Raw genomic sequence first — 24,129 nt, 5'->3', positions numbered from 1 at the left:
GCGGCGGATCCGCCCCGACCTCCACCTCGGGCCACGACGCACCGCAGGGGGAGATGGAAAGAGGTTCATTGGTGGTCTCCCTCGACCGGCGGCGTGTTCCTCGGTGGGCTCGCCGCCTGCATCGCGCCGAGGGCGAGACCGAGTTGGAAGCGATTCTCCACGCCGAGCCGGTCCATCAGCGACCGCAGCGCGTAGGTGACCGAGCGGGTGGACATGCCGAGTTCCTTCGCGGCGCTGGTGTCGGTATGCCCCTCGGCGAGCAGTGCGACGACCGCCTTCTCTCGTGGTGTGAGCACGACCTCGGGTACTCCGTTCCGACGTGGATCCGTCGCGTCCGTCCAGTGGCGGGCGAACAGCGAGACGAACGACTCGACCGCCGCGGGTTCGACGATCTCCCACGTGCCCCGGTGCAGCCCGTTCGGGTCGACGGCGACCAGCGCGACACGGCGGTCGAAGATCATCAGCTTGTGTGGCAGCCGAGGCGCCTCGCGGTACTCCCCGCCCAACCGCGCGAACTCGCTCGCGTGCCGCGACGACCGGTCACCGTCGGCCGGTGCCCGACCCAGCGAGCGCAGCCGGATCCGGCGCCGGAGCAGCGCGATGTCCATCGGGGCGGCGATCGCCAGCGCGTCGGTGCTGAAGACCTCCTCCGGGTTCATCGCCAGGTGCTCGACCCGCTCCACCGCCACCAGTTCGGCGATACGCCGGCGGGTCGCCTCGCGGTCCGGCAGCCGCCGGGCCGGAAACGGGCGGACCATGCCCGGCCGCAACAGGCCGGCCGCGACCTCGGTCGCCGGGGCGGCCCGCCGGAGGGCGCGCCGTCGCAGGTTGGTCACCGCCACGTCCACCTCGGCCGCCCGCCAGGTCACCGCCTCGGTGCCGTGGCCGGCCGGCTCGACCAGGTCGGCCTCCGCCAACTCGTCCAGTGCGGCGCGGACCCGGCGCACCGCGAGACCGAGACTGGCGGCGATGCCGCCGGTGCTCCGGGAACCGAAGGTGACCAGACAGCGGTAGACCAGATCGGCATCGGCGGAGACTCCCCAACGGACCAGTAGCGGCACCGCCCGCCCGACGGCCAGCACCCCCGTGCTCCTGCCCGTCATGAACAACTCCCTCCCCCTGGGAATCGGTACGTCGCGATACAAACACAGGACGGCACCGATGTCTCGGGCCAGCAAGATCACCAGGTTGATTCGTTGCGTGATCACGCAACGCGAGGGCGGCCGGCGAGGCTCGTTGAACCGCAGGCCCGGAAATCCCGTTCTAGCTCACGGGCGGCGAGGCCGTTGCGAGCCTGGCCCGCCTCGCCAGTACGACCGCCAGGAGAGGATCCTCGGGTTGTCACTCTTCACACGCTTCCGCCAGGTGCCGGACCAGGAACGGACGTCCACGACGGACGACCCGCCGCCGGGCGGACGCCCCGGGGACGACCCGGCCGGGGACGACGACACCGACTCCGCCGCCGACCCGGCCGGGGACGACCACACCGACTCCGCCGCCGACCCGGCCACGCCCGGTCGGATCGACACCGCGGCGAGCAGTCGGGACGCCGTCGACCCCTCGCCGGCCGGGGACGGGGAGAGCGCCAGTTCCGGAGGTGGCGGCGACGGTCCGGGCGGCGACGGTACGGGCGGCGACGGTACGGGCGGCGACGCGGCGGAACAGCGGCACCGCTCGCCCGTTCGGCGGATCGTGACGCAGTTGACGACGGTACTGGCGGCCCTGCTCGTGCTGCTCGCCCTGACCTCGGGCAACAAGCCGGACCAGTTCACCCTCGGCACGCTGGCACGGATTCCGGTGGAGGCGCTCCTCGGCGTCGTCCTCGTCCTCGCGTTGCGGCCGGGGGCCCGACGGGCGGCGGCCGTACTCGGTGGCGTCGGTCTCGGCCTGCTCGCCCTGCTCAAGATCGTGGACATGGGCTTCCACGCCGTACTCGCCCGGCAGTTCGACCCGGTCCTCGACTGGATCCTGCTGGACGACGGGATCTCGTTCCTCACCGACTCCTTCGGCCGGGGCGCCGCGATCGGTGCGGCGATCGTGGCCGCGCTGCTCGCGGTCGCGGTGGTCGTGCTGACCACCCTGGCGGTGCTCCGCCTGACCGACCTGGTGGCCCGGCACAGCGTCGCCGCGACGCGTACCGCCGTGGTGCTCGGCGCGGCCTGGCTCGCCTGTGCGGTGCTCGGCGTACAGATCGTTCCCGGCGTACCGGTGGCGGCCCGGAACACGGCCGGCCTGGCGTACGGACGGGCACAGCAGATCCGCGACGGCCTGCGCAGCCAGCAGGAGTTCAGCCGCCAGGTCGCCGTCGACGCCTTCCGCGACGTTCCCGGTGACCGGCTGCTCACCGGCCTGCGCGGCAAGGACGTCCTGCTCGTCTTCGTCGAGAGCTACGGGCGGGACGCGGTCGAGGACCCGGAGTTCGCGCCGCAGGTCGGTGCGGTACTCGACGCCGGCACGCAGCGGCTGGCCGCCGCCGGCTTCGCCGCGCGCAGCGCCTTCCTCACCTCACCGACGACGAGCAGCGGCAGTTGGCTGGCCCATTCCACGTTCCTGTCCGGTCTCTGGATCGACAACCAGCAGCGGTACCGCAACCTCGTCACGACCGACCGGCTGACCCTCACCGGCGCCTTCCGGCGGGCGAACTGGCGGACCGTCGGCATCATGCCGGGCGTCACCCGGGCCTGGCCCGAGGGTGAGCTGTACGACTACGAGAAGATCTACGACTCGGGCCAGCTCGGCTACCACGGTCCGAAGTTCAGCTGGGCCACCATGCCCGACCAGTACGCCCTGGCCGCCTTCGAACGGTACGAACACGGTACGCCGAACGCGGCACCGCTGATGGCGGGGATAACCCTGGTGTCCAGCCACGCGCCCTGGACGCCCACTCCCCGGTTCGTCGACTGGGACGACCTCGGTGACGGATCCGTCTTCGCGCCGATGGCGGAGGAGGGTGAGCCGAAGCGCTCGCGCTGGGGCAACCCGGCGAAGGTGCGTGCCGACTACCGGCAGTCCGTCGAGTACTCGCTGAACAGCCTGATCTCCTACGTCGAGAAGTACGGCGACGACGACACGGTGGTCGTCTTCCTCGGTGACCACCAGCCCTCCCCGGTGGTGACCGGCGCCGGTGCCAGCCGGGACGTGCCGATCACCGTCGTGGCGCACGATCCGGCGGTGCTGGACCGGATCTCCCGGTGGGGCTGGCAGGACGGCCTGAAGCCGGGCCCGCGGGCGCCGGTCTGGCGGATGGACTCCTTCCGGGACCGCTTCCTGACCGCCTTCGGGCCACCGCCCGCTTCCTGACCGACTCCTCGCACGCCCCGCGATCCGGGTGGCCGGACCAAACACCCGAACGGTGCCTGGTCCGGCCCGGGCGTCAGGGTTTGCGGCCGATGCCGCCGAACCCGTCGACCGGGTCCGCGTCGGGGCTCTCCGGGCGCCACCGCGAGATGGAGACGACGCCCGGCTCCAGCAGGGTCAGGCCGTCGAAGCAGCGTTCGATCTGCTCCGGGCTGCGCAGCACGTACGGGACGGCGCCGGTGTCGTCGTAGCCCTGCTGCGCCTCGTCGAATCCCTCGGTGGTGTTGGTGCTGTCCCAGAGCACCAGGTAGCTGCCGCTGGGCACGGAGGCCATCACCCGGGCCACAATGGACCGTGCCTCCTCGTGGTCGGCGACGTGCCCGAGCACGCCCATGAACATGACCGCGATCGGCTGGGTGAAGTTCAGGATGTTCCGGGCGTCGGCGATGATCTGGTCGGGGTCGTGGAGGTCCGCGTCGACGTAGCCGGTCACCCCCTCCGGAGTGGTGTTGCTGAGCAGGGCGCGGGCGTGGGTCAGCACGAGCGGGTCGTTGTCGACGTAGACGATCCGGGACTCCGGGGCAGCCCGCTGGGCCACCTGGTGGGTGTTGTCCAGGGTCGGCAGGCCGGTACCGATGTCGAGGAAGTTGCGGATCCCCGCCTCGGCCGCCAGGTGGTGCACGGCCCGGATCAGAAAGCGCCGGGACTGCTTGGCCAGTGGGACGATGCCGGGAAACTGCCGCTGGTAGGCGTCTCCGGCCTCTCGGTCGGCGGCGAAGTGGTCCTTGCCGCCCATCCAGTAGTTCCAGATCCGGGCCGAGTGCGGCACGCCGCTGTCGAGCCCGTCCGGCCATCCGCGATGTGCTGGCGGCGCTTCCTTCGTCACTTGGCTTCCCCAGGATTTCCGTAGTGAACGCGACCACTCCACCGTAGATCGTCGATCTGTCCTACGCACCCTCCGGTGGACGGTCCGCTGCGCCGGCCCGGTGGGGGCGCCGGCCACCGTTCGGGTACGGCTCAGACGGCCAGGACGATGGTCATCCCGAGGTACGTGACCAGCAGCAGTACGCCCTCGAAGCCGAGTCGCCCCCAGCCGCAGGTCTGCCGGACGAGCAGCCCGCCGAGCAGGATCGCGGTCATGAACAGCCCGCTGGTGGTGATGAACAGATCCTCGCTGCCGGCGGCGTGGTAGATGGAGCCCTGCCGGTACGCGATGTCGCCGACCACCAGGGTGATCACGTCGAGGATGTTCCCGCCGAGTACGGCGGCCACGGCGAGGGTGACCGCCCCCCGGCGCACGGCGGCGATCGCGGTGACCGTCTCCGGCAGCCCGTTCACGATGCCGAGCAGGACCCCGCCGGTGAACCCGGTGGTGAGACCGGTGGTCTCGACGACGCTCTCGGCGGCCAGCGACACCGCCCAGCCGCTCGCCGCGACGAGTACGCCGACCAGCACGAACCGCCCCCACAGCGTGCCCATGCCGTGCTTGTCGAGGGCACCGTGGTCCTGTGGTACGTCGGGTTGCGTCTCCTTGGTGCCGACGGCCTGCCACATCGGTCGGGTGCCGGCGGTCCGGATGAGTCGGAGCCCGCCGAGGTAGCAGGCGACGATCACGACGGACACCGGGTGGACGCCGCCGATGGTGACGTTCGGGCTGTAACTGCCCAGCAGGGCGAGGGCGAGCAGGGCGATCAGCAGGCAGCCGAAGAGCAGGTTCGACGGCGCGGCGGCGGCGTGTTCGAGGTTGACCCGGCGGTAGAAGGCGTCCGCGACCGCGACCGCGGTGGTCTGGGCGGCGATCCCGCCTACCGCGTTGCTGTAGCCGAGCTGCGGATGGTTGCCCGCCGCGGTGACCGCGGTCATCACGATCCCGGAGAGCCCGGTCGCGACGCCGAAGAAGACCACCCCGAAGACGGCCTCGCCCCAGCCGGTCCGGTCCGCCAGAGCGTCGCCCAGGGCGACGAGCCGGATGCTGCCGAGGATCGTGAGCAGGCCCGCGACGGCGAAGACGCCGACGCTCGGCCCGAGTGGCCAGGGCGTGGCGGGGAGAAAGCCCAGCATCGGAGGGTTATTCCCGAGTTGCCGGCTCCGAAGCATGTCGCCTCGAGCGCTGCGTCACCGCGGCGGCGGGACCGGCAGCCCCCGGCCGTCGGCCTGGAGCGGTCACGTCCTGACGGTCAGGCTGGAGCGGTCACGCCCGGACGGTCAGCCGGGGGCGGTCACGCGCGGACGGTCAGCCGGGAGCCGTCACCGGTCCGGCCGGTCCAGCCACATCTCCAGCCCGTCGAGCAACCGATCCAGCCCGAAGGTAAAGCTCTCGTCCCAGATCCGCTCCGGGACGTACGCCGCCCCGCCGACCTCCTGCCGCCACCTGTCGTAGTGCGGATGCTCGCTGGCAATCCGCCCCAGTTGGGGTTCCAGCTTCGCCGCGATCTCGGTCATCGACATTCCGGACTGCCGCATGCTGGTGACCATGGCCGAGATGGTCGTCGCCGAGCCGATCGCGTAGGAGGTCAGCAGCGCACTCGCGTGCGAGAGTTCCAGCCCGGAGAAGCCGGCCGCGGAGAGCAGCGCCACGGTGCGGTCGCCGATGCGCATCGCGTTCGGGCCGTAGTTCGGGCGTACGCCGAGCATGCCGATCACCCACGGATGGCGGAGCAGCATCTCCCGGGTGCCGGCGGTCAGCACCGAGGCGCCGATCCGCCAGCTCGTGTCGCCGACCTCGGGGACGTAGACCTCGCCCATCACCTCGTCGACGGCGAGTTCGAGCAGTTCGTCCTTGTTCGTCACGTACCAGTACACCGAGGTGGTGCCCGAACCCAGCCGGGTGCCGAGCCGGCGCATGCTCAGCCCGGCCAGTCCCTCGGCGTCCAGCAGTTCGATCGCGGCCCGGACGATCTGCTCACGGCTCAGCGAGGGCTGTTCGCCCCGGGTCCGGGGCGGGCGCAGCCACACCGAGTTGGTGAACGGGTCCGATTTCGGCGGCATCCACGGTCCTTTCGACCCGACCAGTCTACCGACCGTCGTACGCTGTTCGAGATTGCTGGTACGGTGTTCGAGAATTCTCGCACGCTGTACGAGCGGAGGTCCCGTGCCCACACCCCACCCGCGTCGCTGGTGGATCCTCGGCGTGCTCTGTCTGAGCCTGCTGGTGGTCGTCATCGACAACATGGTGCTCAACATCGCCATCCCGTCGCTGATCCGCGACCTCGGGGCCAGCGCCTCGGACATCCAGTGGATCCTCGACTCGTACATCCTGGTCTTCGCCGGGCTGCTACTGACCGCCGGCAGCCTCTCCGACCGGCACGGCCGCCGACGTGGCCTGGTGATCGGCCTGGTCGTGTTCGGCGGCGCGTCCGTGCTGGCCACGCTCTGCCAGACCCCCGGCCAACTCGTCGCGGCCCGGGCCCTGATGGGGGTGGGCGCCGCCTTCCTGATGCCCGGCACGCTCTCGATCCTCACCACCGTCTTCGCCGAGTCCGAGCGGAAGAAGGCCATCGCGATCTGGAGTTCCGTGCTGGTGCTCGGTGCCCTGGGCGGCCCGACCGTCGGCGGCCTGCTGTTGCAGCACTTCTGGTGGGGATCGGTGTTCCTGCTCAACGTCCCGATCGCCATCCTCGGCATCGTCGCCGCGCTCGTGATCATCCCCGAGTCACGCGGTCCGGCCAGCCGGCCCGACGTGCTCGGTGCGCTGCTCTCCACGGTCGGCATGACGGCGCTGGTCTGGGCCGTCATCTCGTCGGCCAAGGACGGCTGGTCGTCCCCGCCGACCGTCGCCGGGCTGGTCGGCGCGGCCGTGCTGCTCACCGCGTTCGCGCTGTGGGAGCGGCGGGTCGCCGAGCCGATGCTGCCGATGGCACTGTTCCGGGACCGCAACTTCGGCGGGGCCAGCCTCTCCATCGTGCTGCTCTCGCTCTCCGCCGGCGGCGTGCTGCTCGCCCTGACGCAGTACCTCCAGTTCGTCCTCGGCTACGGGCCGATGCGGGCCGGCCTGGCGTTCGTCCCGATGCTGGTCACCGTGATGGTCTGCAACGGCCTCGGGGTACTGGTCGACAAGCGGTTCGGTGCCCGGGTCGCCGTCGCCGCCGGGCTGTCGCTGATGGCCGTCGGCTTCGGCGTACTCGCCTCGATCGGACCCGCCGACGGCTATCCGACGCTGGCCGTCGCACTGGTGCTGATCGGGGCGGGCAGCGGCGTCACCGGACCGGCGGCGGTCGGCACCCTGCTCGCCGCACTGCCCCCGGAACGGGCCGGCGTCGGCTCGGCGGTCAACGACACCGTGCAGCAGATCGGCGCGGCGCTCAGCGTCGCGGTGCTGGGCAGCGTACTGACCGCCGCCTACCGGGCCGCGGTGCCGGCGGAGGTCACCGGGCCGGCCCGGGAGTCCATCGGCGACGCCCTGCGGATCGCCACCGCCACCGGCGACGACACCCTGGCCCGACTGGCCCGGGACGCCTTCGTCGAGGCGATGTCCAGCACCGCGATCGTCGGGGTGGTCGGTGGCATCGCCGCCGCCGTCGTCGCGGCGCTCGTGATCCGGCCGAAGGCGACTCCGCCGGCACCGCCGGCCGTGGAGCCGGAACCGATCGTGGCGGACGGAGCGGTCACGACCCGGTGACGCCAGCACGATCCGACCCGCACCGGCCGCGCCGGAGGATGCGGGTCGGACGGCGATCCCTTCCGCGGGCTGCCTGGCTCGGCGCACCATCCGTCCCGGGCCTGGTTGCGTTGAAGGCGCTGCCGGGCACGGTTGGCCGGTCGCGCACCGTCGGCCGGGCTCGGCCGGTCAGTCGGTGAACCGCAGCACCGGCTTGATCGTACGGCCGGCGTGTACGTCGTCGGCGGCGCGCTGGATCTGCCCGAAGTCGTACCCGGTGACGAGCCGGTCCACCGGTAGCCGGCCCTGCCGGTGCAGCCGGACCAGGGCCGGGATCAGCGACTGGGTCTCGGCGCCGCCGATGGTCACCCCGACCGCCGACCGGCCGGGCAGCATGGCGTTGACGTCCACCGGCACGGTGGTGCCGAACGGCGGCGCGCCGACGAACGCGAAGGTCCCGCCGACGGCCAGGCTGGCCAGGCCGGCGGAGATGACCGGCGGCGCGCCGGTGGCGTCCAGGATCCGGTCGACGCCGTGCCCGTCGGTCAGCCGGGCGAGGGTCTCGGCAAGGTCGTCCGAGCCGGTGTCGACGGTGTCGGTGGCGCCGAGCTCGCGGGCCAGCCGGAGCCGGTCCGGCACCCGGTCCACCGCGATGATCTGCGCGGCGGGGCTCAGCGCGGCCGCCATCACCGCACTCAGCCCGACGGTGCCCGTGCCGAGGATCGCGATGCTGGCCCCGGGACGCGGCCGCAGCACGTTGAAGACGGTGCCGACACCGGTCGCCACGCCGCAGCCCAGCGGTGCCAGCACCTCGAGCGGCGCTTCCGGGTCGACCCGTACGACGCTGCGCTCGTCGGCGAGGGCGAGCGCCGAGAAGGACGACTGCCCGAAGAAGTGGCCGTGCAGCTCGCTGCCGTCCGGGCCGGTCAGCGGGGCGCTGCCGTCCGGGCGGGCGCCGCCGAGCAGGTTGCGGGGCAGCCAGGTGTGGCAGAGCGAGGGCTGGCCGGAGTGGCAGGACCGGCAGCTCCCGCACGAGGAGAAGGAGAGCAGCACCCGGTCGCCCGGTACCACGGAGGTGACGGCGGCGCCGACCGCCTGCACCACGCCGGCACCCTCGTGGCCGAGTACGCCGGGCAGTGGAAACGGGGCGGAGCCGGCCTGCACGGTCAGGTCGGTGTGGCACATGCCGGCGGCGACCATCCGGACCACGACCTCGTGCTCGGCCGGGCCGTCCAGCACGATCTGCTCGACGACGAAGGGCTTGCCGGCACCGCGGACGACCGCCGCGGTGGTGGGGATCGACATGTGGTCTCCTGCGGTCGGCCTGCCACCCGGATCGGTCCGTCAGCCATCGATGATCCTGACTGTTCGTTTGTAGCCTCCGGATCACCGGTCGTCAAACCCGCCCGCGCAGAGCGCACCGGCTCGCGGGAGCCGGGCCGAGTCGGAGCGGGCGGCCCGGTCGGCCGCCCGGACGTGCCGGCTCCGGGTACGTCCTGTTCGCCGACGCCGGGCTCCGGTGCCGGCCGGGCCGGCTCAGCCGGTGCGGCGACCGGGGTTGGCGTCCACCGCGTCGACCAGCGCGGCCAGTGCCCCGGCCACGGTGGCCAGGCCGCCGGTCGGCGGTCCGCCGGGCTCGACCAGGTAGCCGTCCCGCCGGATCTCCACCATCAGCGCGGTCACCCGCCGGTCCCGGCCGTAATGCCGCAGCGGCACGTAGCAGCCCGCGAACGGGGTGTCCACTCCGGTACCGCCGCAGCCGGCGAAGGCGGCCCGGCCGGCCGCCAGCAACCAGTCCGGGGTGTGCGTCGGATCGGTGCCGAGGCAGACCGCCGGACGTTCGGTGCCGCCGATCTCGTACGGCAGCCGCCGGCTCGGATAGGAGTGCACGTCCAGCACGGTCACCCGGCCGCGTACGGCCAACCGGGCCTCCACCAGGTCGGTGATGGCCCGGGCGTAGGGCCGGTACCAGCGGTCGAGCAGCAGCTCCTCGGCGACCGGGTCGTCGGCGCGCAGCGGGGAGCCGTCGCTGGTCCTGGTGTAGACGGCGGCCATTCCGACCGCGCGCATCGACTCCCGCTCGTCCGGGAAGCGCTCCGGGTCGACGACCAGCCGGGAGAGCAGGTTCACGAACGTCCACGGAGTACGCCGGGCGGAGGTGGCGGTCCGGGCCGCGATCAGGTCGGTGTGCGCGTCGGTCATCCGGGCCAGTTCGGTCGCCAGGGCGGCGTCGTCGAGCAGCAGCCCGGCGCGTACCTCCGGCGGGACCAGCCGACCGGCGTGCGGGACGTGCAGGATCACGTCGCTGTCGGCGGCGCCCGGCACGACCCGGAAGCCCACCGCCGGCTCCGCCCCGCTGTGCCGCACCACTACCGCCGTCCCGTCGATCCGCTGCCGGCGGACGTTAGCACGGCGGCGGCCGGCGTGACCGCTGCTCCTTCCGGGTGCTCACCGGTGGCGACGCCGCACGATCGGCGGGATGGCCGCTTCCGCGTGCCGTCGAAGCTGGATGGTTCAGGTTCCGACAGATGTGCGTTGTTCGATCGACTCTCTCGCCCGTAACCTACGCACGCCCCTGACCGGCGAAAAAGGAGTGTGCATGGGTCGGATCAGTAGGATCTGGCGGGTCGGACTCGCGGTGCTTCCGATGGCGGCGGTGGCCGTGCTGGGCACCGCGCCACCGGCGTTCGCCCACCGGGGACCGTCGATCGTGGTACGCGACGGCGTGACCCAGCCGGTGTTCGGGTACGCCGACGCGATCCGGGAACGGCTCTTCGTCGACTCGACGTTCGACAGCGACAACGACGGCAAGCGCGACATCATCGCGTTCGACGTGATGCGACCCAGGGCCACGGCCGACGGGCTCAAGGTGCCGGTCGTGATGGACGCCAGCCCGTACTACTCGACCGTCTGCCGGGGCAACGAGTCCGAGTGCAAGGCCGACCTGGACGGTGACGGCCTGCTCGACCGGTGGCCGCTCTTCTACGACAACTACTTCGTCCCGCGCGGCTACGCGGTGATCCTGCTGGACATGGTCGGCACCAACAACTCCACCGGCTGCCCGACCACCAACGGCACCCCGGACAACCTGAGCGCCAAGCAGGCGATCGACTGGTTGAACGGCCGGGCCACCGCACGGAACGCGGCCGGGAAGGTCGTCAGGGCCGACTGGCACAACGGCCGTACCGGCATGGTCGGCAAGTCGTACGACGGCTCGCTGGCGATGGCGACGGCGGTGACCGGGGTGAAGGGCCTGACCACCATCGTGCCGATCAGCGGCCCGGCCGAGTACTACGACTACACCCGCAGCAACGGGGTGATCACCCGAGGCAACAGCTATGTGTCGTCGCTGGCCAACACGGTGACCAACCCGGACCGCCGGGACTACTGCAAGCCGGTCCGGGACGCGCTGGGCGCCGCCGACGGTGACGAGACCGGCGACTACTCGGCGTTCTGGACCGAGCGCAGCTATGTCCGGAACGTCGACAAGATCAAGGCCAGCGTGCTGCTCTACCACGGGCTCAACGACGACAACGTCCGGCCGGACCACTTCAGCAAGTTCTGGTACGAACTCGCCGAGCACCGGGTGCCGCGCAAGCTGTGGCTCTCCCAGGAGGGGCACGTTGACCCGTTCGACTCGCGCCGGGCGGTCTGGGTGGACACTCTGCACCGCTGGTTCGACTTCTGGCTGCACCGGGTGCGGAACGGGATCATGGACGAGCCCCGGGTCGACCTGGAGCGCTCCGCCGACGTCTGGGAGACGCACGCCGACTGGCCGATCCCGGGGACCCGCGAGACCGAGGTCTTCCTCCAGCCCGGCACCGGCGGTGCGGGCGGCCTCAAACTGAGGCCGGTGTGGAAGCCGACCACCCAGACCTTCGCCGACGACCCGGCGCAGCGCCAGGACGCGATGATCAACAACCCGGATACCGTCCAGCCGAGCCGGCTGGCGTACCTGTCGGAGCCGCTGCGCGCCCCGCTGCACATCTCCGGTACGCCGGTGGTGAAGCTGCGGGCCTCCGCCGACAAGACCGACACCAACTTCGGGGCGATCCTGGTCGACTACGGCACCGCCGAGCGGGTGGCGCACCGGGCCTCCGGGGAGGGCATCATCACCCTGGAGACCCAGGACTGCTGGGGTGAGACCAGCCCGACCGACGACGGGTGCTACAAGCAGACCCAGAAGCGGGTGGCCACCGCCGACCTCGAACTGGTCACCAAGGGCATCCTGGACGCACAGAACCGGAAGTCGATCCGCACGGCGACCCCGCTGGTCCCCGGCAAGCTCTACGACTTCGACTTCCCGCTGCTGCCGGAGGACTACGTCTTCCAGCCGGGTCACCGGATCGGTGTGATCATCGTCAGCAGCTACCCGCAGTACTCCAGCCAGGCCGACCCGAACCGGGCCACCATCGACCTGGCGCTGAAGAACAGCCGGATCGTGCTGCCGATCGTCGGTGGTACCCGCGCCGGGTACGCGGCCGGGCTGTGACCGTACGCCCCGCCGGCTGTCGGAGACGGCCGGCGGGGCACCGGGACAGTTCCACGGTGCTCGCCGGCCGTCCCCGCCCGGGGCGCCGGTACGGCTCGGCCGGGCCACCCCGCCGGGCCGCCGTCAGGTGTATGATCCGCCGGTTGAGCCCTACCCCTGCGGCGTGTGCCCCGGACGCCGGCACCGGGCTCGCGACCATATGGAGGATGGCGCATGTCCCAAGGCCAGGAGCTGTTCGACCTGCACGAGGACAAGACTTCGCGGCCCAGCTTCGAGACCACGCTGCGCGGTTACGACAAGCGGCAGGTGGAGCAGTATGTGGCGCAGACGGCCCACGAACTCTCGAAACTGGTCTCCGAACGTGAGCAGGCGTTCAGCCACATCCAGGGGCTGACCGTCCATCTCCAGCAGGTGCAGGCCGAGTTGACCGAGCTGCGGGACCGGCCGCCGCAGGTGGACCGGGCGTCGTTCCGCGACCTGGGTCCGATGGTCGACCAGATCATGGCACTGGCCGAGAAGCAGGCCGGAGTGATCGTCGACGCCGCCGCCCAGCGGGCGACCGAGCATCAGAACGAGGCGGAGCGGGTCCTCGCCGACGCCCGCGAGCAGGCCGAGAAGCTGGTGGCCGAGGGTGAGGCCGGCCGGGAGCGCGCCGAGCAGGAGGCGCAGCGGGTCAGCGAGCGGAGCGCCCAACAGGCCGAGCGGGCCCAGGCCCAGGCCGAGTCGATGCTGGAAGCGGCGCGCAACCAGATCCAGCAGGAGATCGAGGCCGCCCGGGCGCGTACCCAGCAGGAGCTGGGCCAGTGGCAGGCCAACGTGGAGCGGGAGCTGGCCGAGCTGCGCAACACCACCGAGGCGGAGCTGACCCGGGCGCAGAAGCAGGTCGAGGAGGAGAACGCGAACCTGCGGTCGGAGGCCCAGCAGTACGCCTCCGAACTGCGGCGCCGGGCGGACGAGCAGGCCACCGCGCACCAGCAGCAGCTCGCGGCGCTCCAGGAGGAGATCGAGACGCGGCAGCAGTCACTCAGCCAGCTACAGGCCGCGCAGGAGACCGCGCAGCAGCGGCTGGCACAGTCCCGCCAGGAGGGTGCCACCGCGGAGCAGGAGTTCGCCCAGCTCCAGCAGCGGCTCGGCGAGGTCCGCCAGGACCTGACCGCCGAACTCAACCGGCTGGACGAGGCTCGCCGGGCGGCGGAGCAGGCCGAGCGGCAGGCGGCCGAGGTGCGGGCCCGGACGCAGCGCGAGGCGAAGCGGCTGGCCGACCGGGCTGCCGCCGCGGTGATGGCGGCCGCCGCGATCACCGGAGAGACCGGTGAATACCAGATGGTGGCGGTGCGCCAGGAGGCCAACCGGGGTCCGGCCGAGGTGGCCGCGGAACCGGTCGAGCAGCCCGAGCAGCCGGAGCGGCGCGAGCCGGTCGAGCAGCCGGAGCCGGCGGTGCACATGTTCGGACCGGTCGAGCAGCCGGAGCCGGCGGCGAACATGTTCGGACCGGTCGAGCAGCCGGAGCCGGCGGCGAACATGTTCGAGCCGGTCGAGCAGCCCGAGCCCACCGTGAACATGTTCGAACCGCAGCAGCCCCCGCACCAGCCGCAACACGGGCACTCGCCGCCCGTGTACACCCCGAACGGCGGCGACCCCAGCCGCTACTAGGGGCGCGCGTCGAAGTCGGTGCCAGGGCCTGACCGCCGCCGTAGCGACCTTGTCGTCGACGGCGACAAGAAGTCGACGGTGGCCTGAACAGGCGGGCCGGGCCGCTGTCCGGAGCAGACACAACCGCCCGTCGGAACAGCACGCCCTCATATACTTCGTGCGTGGATGACCTCGGTGCTCTCGCGAGTAGGCATCCGGTCCGCAACCGGCGGCGCTGGGTCATCGCCACGCAGGGCGCGATGGTCGGGCTCGTCTCCACGGCGCTGTTGGTCCTGCTGGTCCTGCATCCGGTCTGGAGCAACGCGGGGGGCCGGCTTGCCGGCCTGCTTCTGGTCGGGGTCACGGTTGGGTTCCTCGCGGCCGCGGTGCAAGCGACCGCGGCGGTGCGTGGCGGACCCAGCGAGTCGTTCGAGATCCACGAACACGGCATCGCGCATGCTACGAAGAGCGGGCGACGCGCCTGGACCTGGCAGCGAATCACCCGCATCCATCGTCTGAGCCACCCCGGGCGGTTTCCCCGCAACGGCTGGGACTTCCGTTGCACCGTCAGGTTCGACGACGGCTCGACGATCCAATTCAACGGCTTGACCGTCGAGGCACACGTGGTTGCGGCCACGCTGCTCGAGCACCGCCCGGACGCCCTTGACACCGGCGAGGTGATCCGCGGCTGGCGGTTCTGGCGGTGGGTGTTGCCCTTCGCGGCGGCCGGCTGCGTCTGGATCGTCGTGACGATCTTCCGCATGTTCGACGACGACTATGTCATGGTCGAGGTCAGCCCGGGCTACTACCGGGAGGTGCCAAGGTTCCACGACAGCGAGCTCGCACTCCTCGCGATCGCGGCTCTCGTCTGCATTGTCGGCCTCGCCTTGTCCCTCTCCTACCTCGCCGTCGGCCTCCGCGCACAGCTCCGACGGCGGTGAGAGACGACCTCGCGGATCGATTCCAGGGCGTACCTCCGCCAACGCGAGACTCGACGGCGACGACGACGCCACTGTGGTCGGCCGAGCGGTACTCGTCACCGTGCCACTCGTCGGCGACGCAGGCCCTGGTCGGCGGGTCGGGGCGGGCGTTCAGCCGTCGGCCTGGTCAGGCCGTCGGCTGTCGGCCACCGCCGCGGGCGCGTCGGCGAGGGAGAACCGTTCACGCAACCGGGAGTAGAACCGGGACGGGCGCAGCCGGACCAGGCGGGCCGGTTCACGCGCCGGCAGCACCGTCACCCAGTCCCCGGGATCGAGTACGCCACGAAGCTGCCCGTCCACGCTGACCGCCACCTGGCCGGACCGGTCGAGGACGCGTACCGTCACCGCCTCGTCGGCGGCCATCACCAGGCTGCGGTTGAAGACCATGTGCGGGGCGACCGGGGTGAAGACCAGCGCGCCGAGCCGGGGGGAGAGGATCGGGCCGCCGGCCGCGAAGTTGTAGGCGGTGGAGCCGGTCGGGCTGGCCACCACGAGGGCGTCGGCCGAGTAGGACGCGAAGAGGGTGTCGTCCAGGTACACCCCGAGGCTGGCCTGCCGGTCGCGGGCCAGCTTCTCCAGGACGATGTCGTTCAGCGCGGTGACGTCCAGCGCCACGCCCGGCTGGCCGACCGGTTCGGCGCTGCGGGGCAGTGGCGGGGGCGGCGGCAGCAGCGGCCCGCGCCCGTAGCGGAGCAGCGCCTCCATCCCGCCCGGGATCTCCAGCGGCCGGGAGGCACAGAGCGTCAGCATCAGCCGCTCGTCGAGCTGTACCCGGCCGGCGAAGAACGCGTCCAGCGCCATGTCGATCTCGGTGGGTTCGATCTCGGTCAGGAAGCCCACCCGGCCGACGTTGATGCCGAGCACGGGTACGCCGTCCTTGGCGGCGATCCGAGCGCCCCGCAGAAAGGTCCCGTCCCCGCCGATCGTCACCACCAGCGCCGGATGGCCGGCGGCCTCGGCCTCGTCGCCCGCGTTGCGACGTTGCCGCTGCCCCCAGGACGGCTCCCAGACGTCGATGTCGCTGACCCCGATGGAGTGGTCGGCCGCCCAGCGCCGGACCGCCCCGGCCGCCGCCACCGCCGCCGCCCGGCCCTCGTGCACCACCAAGCCGATCCGCTGACCCGTCATGCTCTCTCGTCTCCTGCCTGGCCTCCACGCCACCGGCCCTCGGGCGGTGAACGATCCGGTCGCGGTCCCGGCCACTGCCTATCACGAACGTGGTCGTCCAGGCCGGACCGCCCCGTGTCGCGGTCGCCCCGCTCGGCTTGACAGTGCTGCCGCACGGGGTCAGGCTGGGGCCACTGTAAGCGCTTCCGGAAGCGGTCCGCCGCTCCGGATTCTGTAAGCGCTTCCGGACTGATTTGGCCCGAAGTGGGAGTGGACGATGGCGGTGCAGGATCGACGACAGGCGACCATCTACGAGGTCGCCCAGCACGTCGGCGTCTCGATCGCCACCGTCTCCCGAGCGCTGCGCGGCACCGACTACGTCGCACCGGAGACCCGCCGCAGGGTGCTGGCGGCGGTGGAGGAGTTGCAGTTCCGGCCCAGCCGGCTCGGGCAGTCCCTGGCCGAGGGGCGGCACGCGGCGAACGGCATCGTCTTCCCCGACCTGTCCGGCCCGTACTACTCCGAGGTGGTGCTCGGCTACGAGGAGGTCGCCGCCGAGCTGGGCAACAGCGTGCTCATCCTGGCTACGCACGGTCGACCCGACCCTGCGCGCAAGGTGCTCGAACTGGCCCGCCGGGTGGACGGGATGGTCGTGATGGGCCGGACGGTTGCCGACGGGATCGTCGCGCAGGTGGCGGAGACCGGCGTCCCGACCGTGCTGCTGGCCAGGGCGGCCGTCGGCGCCCTGGACACCATCACCGCCGACAACGACAGCAGCGCCCGGCGGCTGGTCGAGCACCTGCTCGGACACGGCTACCGGCGCTTCGGCTACCTGGGCGACCCGGACTCCTCGCCGGACGTGACCGACCGGTACGCGGCGTTCCGGGCGGCACTCGCCGACGCCGGGCACACCCCGCCGAAGGCGCCGGTGCGCTGTGCCTTCGACGTGGACGCCGGGCACCGGGCCGCCCGGCGGGTACTCGCGGGACCGTCCCGTCCGGAGGCGCTGGTCTGCGCGAACGACGAGGTGGCGCTCGGAGCCCTGGCGGCGGCCGCGGAGCTGGGGCTGACCGTTCCCGGCGACGTCGCGATCACCGGGTGGGACGACGTGATGGCCGCGCGCTACGCCGGGCTCACCACCGTGCACCAGCCGATGCGGAAGTTGGGCGCGACCGCGGCCCGGTGGCTGCAGGACCGGATGGCCGGCAGCCAAACAGCGGTGCGTCGAGAGGTTCTCCCGACCCGGCTCGTCGTGCGGTCGAGCTGCGGTCCACATGGCGCCGAGACGGAGGTCTGAGATGAGGACATGGAGACGGGCGGGTGCCGCCGTGGTGCTCGCGGCGATGGTCGCGGTGACCGGCTGCGGCCGGGACACCGGTGCCGGCGAGGAGGCGGCCGCGCCCGTCGCGGAGGGCAAGGCGAGCGGCGACATCACGGTCTGGGCGATGGGCACCGAAGGGGAGAAGCTCTCCGTCCTCGCCGCGGACTTCATGCGGGAGAACCCGGACGCGAAGGTGACGGTGACGCCGATTCCGTGGGACGGCGCGCACGAGAAGCTCGCCACCGCCATCGCCGGAAAGCAGACCCCGGACCTCAGCCTGATCGGCACCACCTGGATGGGCGAGTTCGCCAAGACCGGCGGGCTGGACCCGACACCGGGTGAGCTGATCAAAAAAGAGGACTTCTTCGAGGGGGCCTGGAACACCACGGTCGTCGACGGCACCTCCTACGGCGTGCCCTGGTACGTCGAGACCCGGCTCTTCTACGTGAACTCCGCCGTCGCCGCCCGGGCCGGGATCACCGCCCCGCCGAAGACCTGGCAGGAGTTCAAGTCCGCGATCGCCGCGCTGAAGTCGAGGGGCGGCGCGAAGTGGGGCGTCAACCTGTTACCGCCGGGTTCGGCCATCGGTTCCTGGCAGAGCATCATGCCGTTCGTCTGGTCCAACGGCGGCGACGTGGCCACCGGCGACGGTTTCACCCTCGACAGCCCCCAGGCCGTCGAGGCGTACGGGTTCTACAAGTCGTTCTTCGACGAGGGGCTCGCCCCGAAGGACCTCGCGCAGGGCGCGCTCGAACCGGCCTTCCTCGCCGGTGAGATCGGGGCTTTCCCCTCCGGCCCCTGGCACATCGGGGTACTCGAGGAGCAGGGCGGCGCGGGGAAGTTCCAGCTCTGGCAGATGCCGGGCCGGCAGTCGGCCACCTCCTTCGTCGGCGGCGGTGACCTGGCGGTCTTCTCCGACGCGAAGAACCGCGACGGTGCGTGGAAGTTCGTCGGCTATCTGAGCCGGCCGGACGTGCAGACCAAGTGGTACCAGACGGTCCGCGACCTGCCGGCGGTCAAGAAGGGCTGGGACGACCCGGCGCTGCGCGGCGACCCGCTGCTCTCCACCTTCGGCAAGCAGTTGGAGGACGCCAAGTCGCCACCGGCGATCGCCACCTGGGAGCAGATCGCGGCGGCGATCGACGGCGAGGTGGAGAAGATGGCCAAGGCCGGCGCGGAGCCGGCGGACGCGGCCAAGGCGATGCAGCAGCGGGCGACCTCGATCGGCACCGGGGTCTGAGATGACCGCCGTCGCCCCCGACGCGGGCACCCGGCGCGGACGTCTCGGTCCGCGGCTGCGCCGGGCGGCGGTCGGCTGGGGCTTCGCCCTGCCGTTCACCGCGCTGTTCGTGGTCTTCCTGGCCGGTCCGGTGCTCGCCTCGCTGCTGATGAGCTTCACCGACCTGCGCAGCGCCGACGTCCGGAACCCGTTCGCGGTCAACATCGTCGGGCTGCGCAACTACACCCGGCTCTTCGGTGACGAACTCTTCGTCCGGGCCGCGGTGAACACCGCGATCTTCGTACTGTTCGGCGTACCGCTGACCATGGTGGCTGGACTGGCGGCGGCGCTCGGGCTCAACTCGGGGCTGACCCGGTTCCGTACGGTCTTCCGGGTCGGCTACTACCTGCCGGTGGTGACCAGCATCGTGGCGGTCGCCGTGGTCTGGCGATTTCTGCTCCAGCCGGACTCCGGGCTGGTCGACAGCCTGCTCCGGCTGGCCGGGCTGGACGGGCCGAACTGGCTGGGCCGGACCGACCTGGCCCTGCCGTCGCTGATCGTGATGGCGGCCTGGCGTAACCTCGGCTACCAGATGGTGATCTTCCTGGCCGGGTTGCAGGCGATCCCGCAGCACCTCTACGAGGCCGCCCGGATCGACGGGGCCACCGGATGGCAGCAGTTCCGGTACGTGACACTGCCGTCGCTGCGCCCCACGCTGCTCTTCGTCGGGGTGATCGGGACCATCGGCTACCTACAGTTCTTCGAGGAGCCGCTGGTGATGACCCGGGGCGGTCCGCTCAACTCGACGCTCTCGGTCTCGTACCACATCTACAACCAGTTCGGCTTCGGCAACTACGGCTACGCCTCGGCGATGAGCTACGTGCTGTTCCTGGCGATCGTGCTGCTGTCGATCCTCTGGTTCCGGCTGCTCCGCTCTGCCGAGGAGGTGCCGCGGTGACCGCCCCGGTGACGAGTCCGCGCCCGGCGGTGGCCGTACCGCCGGTACCGGCCGGCGGTCCCGCCCGGCCGGTACGTCGCCGTCGCGACCGGGTGGCCTCGGCCGTCCTGCACGTGGTGCTGGTGGCGGGCCTGCTCGCCATGGTCGGCCCGTTCCTCTGGATGCTGCTGTCGTCGTTCAAGCCGGAGGCCGAGATCCGGCTCGTCCCGCCGACCTGGTGGCCGGAGCAGTTCACCCTGGCGAACTACCGGGAGCTGTTCGGCCGGCTCGACTTCCCGACCTACTTCTTCAACTCGGCCCTGGTGGCCACCCTGGTCACCCTCGGCAACCTGGTGTTCTGCTCGGCCGTCGGCTACGCGCTGACCAAGCTGCGCTTTCCGGGCCGCCGGGCACTGTTCGGGCTGGTACTCAGCTCGGTGATGGTGCCCAGCATGGTGACCTTCGTGCCGCTCTTCGTGCTGGTCGCCAACCTCGGGCTGACCAACACCTACGCCGCGCTGGTGCTGCCGTTCCTGGCCGGGGCGCTGGGCGCGTTCCTGATGCGCCAGTTCATGTTCTCCATCCCCGACGAACTGGTCGAGTCCGCCCGGGTCGACGGCGCGAGCGAGCTGCGAATCTTCGTCCGGATCGTGCTGCCGCTCTGCCGGCCGGCGCTGGCCGCGCTCGGCATCCTCACCTTCCTCGCCAACTGGAACAGCTTCATCTGGCCACTGGTGGTGGCCACCACCGAGGACAAGTACACGCTGCCGGTCGCGCTGGCGCTCTACAGCGTCGGGCAGAACCAGACCAAGTTCGGGCTGCTGCTCGCCGGCTCGGTCGTGGTGGTGCTGCCCGTGGTGATCGTCTTCCTCGTGTTGCAGCGGCACTTCGTGCGCGGCATCGCGACCACCGGACTGAAGTGACGTACCTCCGGAGGTAACCCCCATGATCCGTCCCCTCCGGGTCGCCCTGACGGCGACCCTCACCCTCGCCCTGACCCTGCCGGCCGGCGTCGCCACTGCCGCGCCCGCCGCACCGACGGAGTCGGCCGTGCCGGCCGGCTCTCCGGCCGGAGCCGTCGACCGGGCCACCGCATTCCGCTGGGCGGCCGACACCTGGCGCTCGATGGTGGCGATGACCGACCCGGGTACCGGACTGCCCGCCGACAACATCGACGGCGACCTCGCCATCGGCAGCCGGGCCAAGTACACCTCGCCGACCAACATCGGCGCGTACCTCTGGTCGGCGCTGGTGGCGCGCGAGCTGAGGCTGATCGGTGAGCGGGAGCTGGTCCGCCGGGTCGGGGCCGCCCTGGACTCGCTGGCCCGGCTCGACCGGCACGCCGACTCCGGCATGTTCTTCAACTGGTACGACCCGGCGACCCTGGAACTGCTGCGCACCTGGCCGGTCGACGGCACGCCCGTGCACCCGTTCGCCTCCAGCGTGGACAACGCCTGGCTGGCGACCGCGCTGGTGGTCGTGCACAACGCGCTGCCGCAACTGCGCCGCAAGGCCGACCCGCTGCTGAACGCGATGGACTTCGGGTTCTACTACGACCGGCAGGCGCTCGGCGCCGACGTGCCGGTCGGGCTGATGCGGGGCGGCTTCTGGGTCGAGCCGCCGCCGGGCTGCTCGCTGCCGGGCAACTACCGTGGCCGGGGACCGGACGTGCACTACACCTGCCACACCTACGGTGCCTTCAACAGCGAGACCCGCATGATCAGCTACGTCGCGATCGCCCGTGGCCAGGTGCCCCCGGCGCACTACTTCGGCCCGTGGCGGACCTTCCCCGACACCTGCGACTGGTCCTGGCAGGAGATGAAGCCGGTCGGCGGATACCGGGAGTACGCCGGGGTGCGGGTCTTCGAGGGGGCCTACCGCTACCGGGGCCTCCAGTTCGTACCGTCCTGGGGCGGGGACATGTTCGAGGCGTTCATGCCGGACATCTTCGTGCCGGAGACCCGGTGGGGGCCGGACAGTTGGGCGCGCAACCACCCGGTGTACGTGCGCGGCCAGATCGCGCACGGCCTCGACGACGCGAAGTACGGCCACTGGGGCTTCTCGCCCGCCTCCGACCCGGCCGGCGGATACCGCGAGTACGGCGTGGACGCGATGGGGCTGGACACCCCCGGCTACACCAGTGACCAGGAGCGGACCAGCGTCGACTACGGGTTCGAGGGCTGTCCCGACCGTCCCGCCCAGCCGGAACCGGCGGCGTACGGCGACGGGGTGGTCACCCCGCACGCGGTCTTCCTGGCCCTGCAGTACGCGCCGGCCGAGGCGCAGACCGAACTGGCGAAGCTGCGCCAGGACTTCGACATCTACGGCCCCGGCGGCTACTACGACTCGGTGGCGGTGCGCAGCGGCACCGTCGCCAAGCGGTATCTCGCGCTCGACCAGGGCATGGTGCTGGGCGCGCTGGGCAACCTGCTCGGCGACGACGTGCTCCGCCGACAGTTCACCCGGGGCGGGGCGGAGCGGCTGCTGCGGCCGGTGATGCGGCTGGAGGAGTTCTCCGTACCGGCCCGGCAGTGACCCTGGATCGCGCAGAACAGCCAGACGAGGGAGCCTCACCGTGGCGCGCGGGGTTCCGTTTCCTTCCCGGCCTGAAGGACGGGGTGTCCACCAAAGGAGCCTGATGAGCGAAGAGACGACCAGCACCGAGAACGCGGAGCGGGCCCGGGCGGACTGGCAGGGGCGGATCGGGCGGCGCCGGACCGGTGGCGCCGACGACGGACCACTCACCCTCGACGCTCCGACCGCCCTGATGGCGAGGTCGGGCCGGGGACAGGTCACCCTCGACTGGACACCGGTGCCGGAGGCGATCGGCTACCAGGTGTACCGGTCGACCGGGGACGCGCCACCGACGCCGCTGGACCATCACGGCGGCGACGTGCTGGCGGTGCCCCATCCGCCGTACGCGGACACCACCGGCGAGCCCGGCCGCCCCTACGAGTACGCCGTGGCGGCACTGCGCGACGTCGACCTGCCCGGGGTGCTGTCGGAGCCGGTCCGGGTGGCGGCGCTGCCCGATACCGTTCCGGGCGCGGGTGGGGACGGTCCGGCCGTCACCGGAGCGGAGCCGCTGGTGCGGGTGATGGTCGAGGCGTCCGGCCCGACCCGGCCGGTGCACCGCCCATGGCGCCCGATGGTCGGCTCCGAGCACCTGAGCCACCTGCTCAGCGCGGAGACGACCGGCGGGCAGCCGATCGGGGCGGACCTTGCCGAGGCGCTGCGGATCATGCGTACCGAACTGGGCGTCGGCAGCGTACGGGCGCACGCCATCCTCTGCGACGATCTCGGCGTGTACCGGGAGGTCGACGGTGCGCCGGTGCACGACTTCAGCGGGGTGGACGAGGTCTACGACAAGCTGCTGAGTCTCGACCTGCGTCCGGTGGTCGAGCTGTCGTTCATGCCACGGGATCTCGCCAGCGACCCGTCGAAGACCGTTTTCGCGTACGGGGCGGTCGTGTCCCCGCCCCGGGACTGGCAGCGCTGGGCCGAGCTGATCCGTGCCCTGGTCAGCCACCTGATCGACCGGTACGGCCGGGAGGAGGTGCGGCACTGGCCTTTCGAGGTGTGGAACGAGGCGAACCTGGAGGTCTTCTGGTCCGGTACCCGGGCCGAGTTCCTGCGGCTCTACGAGGTGACCGTCCGGGCGGTCCGGGAGGTCGACCCGGGGCTCACGGTCGGCGGCCCGGCCTCGGCCGCCGCCGGCTGGGTGGGTGAGTTGCTCGACCACGTCGACGCCTCCGGTGCGCCGATCGACTTCGTCTCCACGCACACCTACGGCGGCCCGCCGCTGGACTTCCGCCCGCTCTGCGCCCGGTACGGCCGGCCGGACCTGGGCATCCTGTGGACCGAGTGGGGGGTGACACCGACCCACTTCAACCCGGTCGGCGACGAGGTCTTCGCCGCCACCTTCCTGCTGCGCGGCATGCGTTCGGCGGCCAACCGGGTGGACGCGCTGGCCCACTGGGTCGCCTCCGACCACTTCGAGGAGCTGGGCCGCCCGTCCCGGCTCTTCCACGGCGGCTTCGGCCTGCTGACCGTCGGCAACCTGCGCAAGCCCCGGTTCTGGGCGCTGGCCCTGGCCGACCGGCTCGGCGAGCACGAGTTGCCGGCCACGCTGACCGGAGACGGGGCGGAGAGTCTGGTCGAGGCGTGGGCGGCCCGGGGCGACGACGGCACGGTGACGGTACTGGTCTGGAACGGCACGCTCGACCAGTCCAAGGCCGGTGGGGACCGGCGGTTGGACCGCGACGTCCGGGTCGAGCTGCGCGGGCTGGACGCCGGCAGCTACCGGGTACGCCACTGGCGGGTCGACCGGGAACACTCCAACATCCGCCGGGTCTGGCAGGACCTCGACGGCGGCGACTGGCCGACCGGCGAGCAGTGGGAGCTGCTGCGCGCCCGGGACACCCTGGACGAGTACCGGCCGGAGCAGGTGGTGCCGGTGGTCGACGGCGGCTGCACCGTCGACTTTCCGCTGCCGATGCCCGGGGTGTCGTTCCTCCGTCTCGAACCGGCACCGTAGCCGTCCACCC

The 24,129-nt window shown here is 71.8% G+C and carries 18 protein-coding genes; 11 read left to right on the top strand and 7 right to left on the bottom strand.

What is annotated here, in order from left to right; translation table 11 throughout:
* Positions 1 to 65 precede the first annotated feature (65 nt).
* Positions 66 to 1,103, bottom strand: a complete 1,038-nt coding sequence (locus ACQEVC_RS41515) for a helix-turn-helix transcriptional regulator (RefSeq protein WP_432889402.1) — start codon at positions 1,101 to 1,103, stop codon at positions 66 to 68.
* 235 nt (positions 1,104 to 1,338) lie between these two features.
* Here ACQEVC_RS41515 and ACQEVC_RS41510 point away from each other — a divergent pair, with 235 nt between their 5' ends.
* A complete protein-coding gene (locus ACQEVC_RS41510; protein ID WP_432889400.1) occupies positions 1,339 to 3,300 on the top strand; it encodes a sulfatase-like hydrolase/transferase in 1,962 nt (653 codons plus the stop codon).
* A 73-nt stretch (positions 3,301 to 3,373) separates the two neighbouring features.
* Here ACQEVC_RS41510 and ACQEVC_RS41505 read toward each other — a convergent pair whose 3' ends face one another.
* The 3 genes from ACQEVC_RS41505 to ACQEVC_RS41495 form a co-directional block, all read right to left on the bottom strand.
* Complete coding sequence (locus tag ACQEVC_RS41505) at positions 3,374 to 4,183, bottom strand: SAM-dependent methyltransferase (RefSeq protein ID WP_432889398.1); 810 nt, start codon at positions 4,181 to 4,183, stop codon at positions 3,374 to 3,376.
* 131 nt (positions 4,184 to 4,314) lie between these two features.
* The gene (locus ACQEVC_RS41500; protein WP_432889396.1) at positions 4,315 to 5,358 is read right to left on the bottom strand and encodes a sodium:calcium antiporter; all 1,044 of its coding nucleotides are present in this window, start codon (positions 5,356 to 5,358) and stop codon (positions 4,315 to 4,317) included.
* A gap of 186 nt (positions 5,359 to 5,544) precedes the next feature.
* Entirely contained in the window at positions 5,545 to 6,285 is a 741-nt protein-coding gene (locus ACQEVC_RS41495) for a TetR/AcrR family transcriptional regulator (RefSeq protein ID WP_432889394.1), read from the bottom strand.
* Between the two features lie 103 nt (positions 6,286 to 6,388).
* Here ACQEVC_RS41495 and ACQEVC_RS41490 point away from each other — a divergent pair, with 103 nt between their 5' ends.
* Positions 6,389 to 7,915: an MFS transporter gene (locus tag ACQEVC_RS41490; RefSeq protein ID WP_432889392.1), complete on the top strand. Its 1,527-nt coding sequence runs from the start codon at positions 6,389 to 6,391 to the stop codon at positions 7,913 to 7,915.
* Positions 7,916 to 8,083: 168 nt separating this feature from the next.
* On the opposite strand, the gene ACQEVC_RS41485 is transcribed toward ACQEVC_RS41490, so the two are convergent.
* Positions 8,084 to 9,199 (bottom strand): NAD(P)-dependent alcohol dehydrogenase, encoded by a 1,116-nt coding sequence (locus ACQEVC_RS41485; RefSeq protein WP_432889390.1) that lies wholly within the window; start codon positions 9,197 to 9,199, stop codon positions 8,084 to 8,086.
* A gap of 231 nt (positions 9,200 to 9,430) precedes the next feature.
* Positions 9,431 to 10,234 (bottom strand): N-formylglutamate amidohydrolase, encoded by an 804-nt coding sequence (locus ACQEVC_RS41480; protein ID WP_432889388.1) that lies wholly within the window; start codon positions 10,232 to 10,234, stop codon positions 9,431 to 9,433.
* Between the two features lie 259 nt (positions 10,235 to 10,493).
* Between ACQEVC_RS41480 and ACQEVC_RS41475 the strand changes: the two genes are divergently transcribed.
* The 3 genes from ACQEVC_RS41475 to ACQEVC_RS41465 all read left to right on the top strand — a co-directional run bounded on the left by ACQEVC_RS41475 (position 10,494) and on the right by ACQEVC_RS41465 (position 14,959).
* The gene (locus ACQEVC_RS41475; protein ID WP_432889386.1) at positions 10,494 to 12,386 is read left to right on the top strand and encodes a CocE/NonD family hydrolase; all 1,893 of its coding nucleotides are present in this window, start codon (positions 10,494 to 10,496) and stop codon (positions 12,384 to 12,386) included.
* Positions 12,387 to 12,599: 213 nt separating this feature from the next.
* Complete coding sequence (locus tag ACQEVC_RS41470) at positions 12,600 to 14,039, top strand: hypothetical protein (protein ID WP_432889384.1); 1,440 nt, start codon at positions 12,600 to 12,602, stop codon at positions 14,037 to 14,039.
* Between the two features lie 161 nt (positions 14,040 to 14,200).
* Entirely contained in the window at positions 14,201 to 14,959 is a 759-nt protein-coding gene (locus tag ACQEVC_RS41465) for a hypothetical protein (protein ID WP_432889382.1), read from the top strand.
* A gap of 150 nt (positions 14,960 to 15,109) precedes the next feature.
* Here ACQEVC_RS41465 and ACQEVC_RS41460 read toward each other — a convergent pair whose 3' ends face one another.
* Positions 15,110 to 16,126 carry an NAD(+)/NADH kinase gene (locus ACQEVC_RS41460; RefSeq protein ID WP_432889380.1) on the bottom strand — a complete coding sequence of 339 codons (1,017 nt, stop codon included), beginning with the start codon at positions 16,124 to 16,126 and terminating at the stop codon, positions 15,110 to 15,112.
* 256 nt (positions 16,127 to 16,382) lie between these two features.
* Between ACQEVC_RS41460 and ACQEVC_RS41455 the strand changes: the two genes are divergently transcribed.
* The 6 genes from ACQEVC_RS41455 (at position 16,383) to ACQEVC_RS41430 (ending at position 24,119) form a co-directional block, all read left to right on the top strand.
* Positions 16,383 to 17,402 (top strand): LacI family DNA-binding transcriptional regulator, encoded by a 1,020-nt coding sequence (locus ACQEVC_RS41455; RefSeq protein WP_432889378.1) that lies wholly within the window; start codon positions 16,383 to 16,385, stop codon positions 17,400 to 17,402.
* 1 nt (position 17,403) lies between these two features.
* Complete coding sequence (locus ACQEVC_RS41450) at positions 17,404 to 18,666, top strand: sugar ABC transporter substrate-binding protein (RefSeq protein ID WP_432889377.1); 1,263 nt, start codon at positions 17,404 to 17,406, stop codon at positions 18,664 to 18,666.
* A gap of 1 nt (position 18,667) precedes the next feature.
* Complete coding sequence (locus ACQEVC_RS41445) at positions 18,668 to 19,603, top strand: carbohydrate ABC transporter permease (protein ID WP_432889375.1); 936 nt, start codon at positions 18,668 to 18,670, stop codon at positions 19,601 to 19,603.
* Positions 19,600 to 20,505, top strand: coding sequence for a carbohydrate ABC transporter permease (locus ACQEVC_RS41440; RefSeq protein WP_432889373.1), 906 nt, complete (start codon positions 19,600 to 19,602; stop codon positions 20,503 to 20,505). The genes ACQEVC_RS41445 and ACQEVC_RS41440 overlap by 4 nt, the downstream gene beginning before the upstream one ends.
* A 22-nt stretch (positions 20,506 to 20,527) precedes the next feature.
* Positions 20,528 to 22,117 (top strand): glucoamylase family protein, encoded by a 1,590-nt coding sequence (locus ACQEVC_RS41435; RefSeq protein WP_432889371.1) that lies wholly within the window; start codon positions 20,528 to 20,530, stop codon positions 22,115 to 22,117.
* 103 nt (positions 22,118 to 22,220) lie between these two features.
* The gene (locus ACQEVC_RS41430; RefSeq protein ID WP_432889369.1) at positions 22,221 to 24,119 is read left to right on the top strand and encodes a GH39 family glycosyl hydrolase; all 1,899 of its coding nucleotides are present in this window, start codon (positions 22,221 to 22,223) and stop codon (positions 24,117 to 24,119) included.
* Positions 24,120 to 24,129 lie beyond the last annotated feature (10 nt).

This window comes from Plantactinospora sp. CA-294935 (assembly GCF_050936445.1).
Taxonomy (GTDB): Bacteria; Actinomycetota; Actinomycetes; order Mycobacteriales; family Micromonosporaceae; genus Plantactinospora.
Note: the sequence above shows the minus strand (reverse complement) of the source record. Positions and strands in the feature narration are given on the sequence as shown.

Excerpts from the sequence above, each read along its gene's own strand:
- ACQEVC_RS41515 (WP_432889402.1), bottom strand. The coding sequence starts at position 1,103 with ATGACGGGCAGGAGCACGGGGGTGCTGGCCGTCGGGCGGGCGGTGCCG.
- ACQEVC_RS41500 (WP_432889396.1), bottom strand. The coding sequence starts at position 5,358 with ATGCTGGGCTTTCTCCCCGCCACGCCCTGGCCACTCGGGCCGAGCGTC.
- ACQEVC_RS41495 (WP_432889394.1), bottom strand. The coding sequence starts at position 6,285 with ATGCCGCCGAAATCGGACCCGTTCACCAACTCGGTGTGGCTGCGCCCG.
- ACQEVC_RS41485 (WP_432889390.1), bottom strand. The coding sequence starts at position 9,199 with ATGTCGATCCCCACCACCGCGGCGGTCGTCCGCGGTGCCGGCAAGCCC.
- ACQEVC_RS41475 (WP_432889386.1), top strand. The coding sequence starts at position 10,494 with ATGGGTCGGATCAGTAGGATCTGGCGGGTCGGACTCGCGGTGCTTCCG.
- ACQEVC_RS41470 (WP_432889384.1), top strand. The coding sequence starts at position 12,600 with ATGTCCCAAGGCCAGGAGCTGTTCGACCTGCACGAGGACAAGACTTCG.
- ACQEVC_RS41460 (WP_432889380.1), bottom strand. The coding sequence starts at position 16,126 with ATGACGGGTCAGCGGATCGGCTTGGTGGTGCACGAGGGCCGGGCGGCG.
- ACQEVC_RS41455 (WP_432889378.1), top strand. The coding sequence starts at position 16,383 with ATGGCGGTGCAGGATCGACGACAGGCGACCATCTACGAGGTCGCCCAG.
- ACQEVC_RS41450 (WP_432889377.1), top strand. The coding sequence starts at position 17,404 with ATGAGGACATGGAGACGGGCGGGTGCCGCCGTGGTGCTCGCGGCGATG.
- ACQEVC_RS41445 (WP_432889375.1), top strand. The coding sequence starts at position 18,668 with ATGACCGCCGTCGCCCCCGACGCGGGCACCCGGCGCGGACGTCTCGGT.
- ACQEVC_RS41435 (WP_432889371.1), top strand. The coding sequence starts at position 20,528 with ATGATCCGTCCCCTCCGGGTCGCCCTGACGGCGACCCTCACCCTCGCC.
- ACQEVC_RS41430 (WP_432889369.1), top strand. The coding sequence starts at position 22,221 with ATGAGCGAAGAGACGACCAGCACCGAGAACGCGGAGCGGGCCCGGGCG.